This is a genomic window from Nitrosopumilus sp. b1 (assembly GCF_014078545.1).
Taxonomy (GTDB): Archaea; Thermoproteota; Nitrososphaeria; order Nitrososphaerales; family Nitrosopumilaceae; genus PXYB01.
In genome coordinates, this window is record NZ_MU078735.1 from 1 (window position 1) to 2,141 (window position 2,141).

The window sequence follows — 2,141 nt, forward strand, 5'->3', positions numbered from 1 at the left end:
TAGGATTTTTGAAATTTTTTGATTCTGAAACAATGAGTGTTCATCTCAAAGAAGGAATACTCCCCAAAGCAAAGAGAGGAAAGCCAGGTGCATTTGAGCTCACCAATGTTGGAGATACTACTCTTTCAAGAGACTATCTTCATGATATCGCAACACAAATCGTTGAGGCATCAAAGATTGAAGACTCTGGTGTTGAAATATCAAAACCTGGTGCCTTGGTAATTCAATATAGGGACTATAGAATTGCAATTACTCAACCTCCTTTCTCAGAAGGATATGAAATTACAATCGTTCATCCAATTGTAAAACTATCATTAGATGATTATGATGTGTCTGAAAAATTAATGACTAGGTTCTCTCAAAAAGCAGAAGGAATTTTAATTTCTGGCCCTCCTGGCTCTGGAAAAAGTACACTAGCATCAGGTCTTGCAAATTTTTATCATGCAAAAGGAAAGATTGTCAAAACATTTGAGTCTCCTCGTGATTTGCAAGTTGATTCAGGTATTACACAATATACAAAATTAGATGGAAGCTTTGAAAATACTGCTGACATTTTACTTTTAGTTAGACCTGATTATACAATTTTTGATGAGGTAAGACGTAGAGAAGACTTTCACACATTCTCTGATCTTCGATTGACAGGTGTTGGAATGGTTGGAGTTGTTCATGCAAACTCTCCATTAGATGCAGTACAGCGTTTTATTGGAAAGATAGAGCTTGGAATAATTCCTAATGTACTAGATACAGTTGTTTTTGTAAAGGATGGAAAAATTGCCAAAGTCTATGAATTGGAACTTAAAGTAAAAGTTCCATCAGGAATGGTAGAGCAAGATCTTGCTAGGCCCGTAATTGAGATTAGAAATTTTGATGATAGTGAATTAGAATATGAAATATACACATTTGGTGAAGAAAACGTAATCGTTCCTGTCTCTAAAAAAACTACCAAAGTAGGAATAGAGAAACTAGCTGCTGATAGAATTCGTGATGTCTTCAAACGTTTTGACCCACGAGTTGAAGTTGAAATCTTATCTGAGAATAATGTTCAGGTACGAGTCGACAAGCAATACATTCCAAGTATAATTGGAAAAGGTGGTTCTAACATAAATGATCTTGAAAAAATGCTTAAGGTTCACATTGATGTCAAAGAAAAAAATGAAGTTGAGACTGTATCTGAATACGACGATCTTCCATTTAGCTTTTCTGAATCAAAGACTGCCATAATTTTGGTAGTTAGCAGAGAATACACTGGAATGCATGCTGATATCTTTGTTAATGACCAATATGTTACATCTTCTAGAATTGGCCGTAAGGGGCAAATTAAATTCCCTAAACGTTCTGATACTACAAAACAGCTAATGCGATTAGCTGCATCTCAAAATGAAATTAGCATACGCCTTAAAGATTTTTGAAATTTTCTAATACTTTGGGATTTGCTTTAAGAAATGTTATGAACTTTCTAAGCTGCTTTATGGTCTTTGGATTCAAATGATGTTCTATTCCTTCCGCATCTTGGTTTGCAGTGTCATGACCTAGTCCTAAAATCTCAAAAAATTCTAAAAGTATTCCATGTTTTTGTCTAATAGCTTCTGCTACTTGAATTCCTTTGTCAGTTAAATTAATTCCATGATATTTCTCATATTCCAAATATCCGTTTTCATCTAAACGCTGAAGCATCTTAGTTACACTTGGAGCACTGACATTCATGTATCTTGAGATATCTAATGTTGTAGCATAACCTTTGAGCTCTACTAGCTCTGCAATTACTTCAAGATAATCTTCTACTCTAGAACTTGATGCATTTTTTTCTGATTGATGTGCTGCCTTGATTGACTCTAAACGATTCTTACTCTTTTCTTTCAATCCTGTGTTTTTCCCCACACACTGCTATAATTTCGTGTCTATAGTCATGAGATTTTACATTAGTTATGCAAAATTGACTTTCCAGTAATCTAACTTGATCTTTGAATCTTAACTATTTTCTACTAAATTTGAGGTGGGATGGTTGACGCATTAAAAGAGAGATTAAATCGTATTAAGGCATATTCTGACTCTGCAAAAAGACGTGCAGGTCTGTATTGTGATATTGCAAAAATGGATGATAAAAAAACTGCCCAATCATTAGGAGCATTACAGAGGGCTCC

The 2,141-nt window shown here is 34.6% G+C and carries 2 protein-coding genes; one reads left to right on the top strand and one right to left on the bottom strand.

The window, feature by feature from the left end:
• On the top strand, positions 1-1,409 hold a 1,409-nt coding region (locus tag C6988_RS09355; protein ID WP_182134930.1), incomplete at its 5' end, for an ATPase, T2SS/T4P/T4SS family.
• Here C6988_RS09355 and C6988_RS09360 read toward each other — a convergent pair.
• Positions 1,396-1,860 (bottom strand): metal-dependent transcriptional regulator, encoded by a 465-nt coding sequence (locus C6988_RS09360; RefSeq protein WP_182134936.1) that lies wholly within the window; start codon positions 1,858-1,860, stop codon positions 1,396-1,398. The two genes, C6988_RS09355 and C6988_RS09360, sit on opposite strands and share 14 nt — an antisense overlap.
• Positions 1,861-2,141 lie beyond the last annotated feature (281 nt).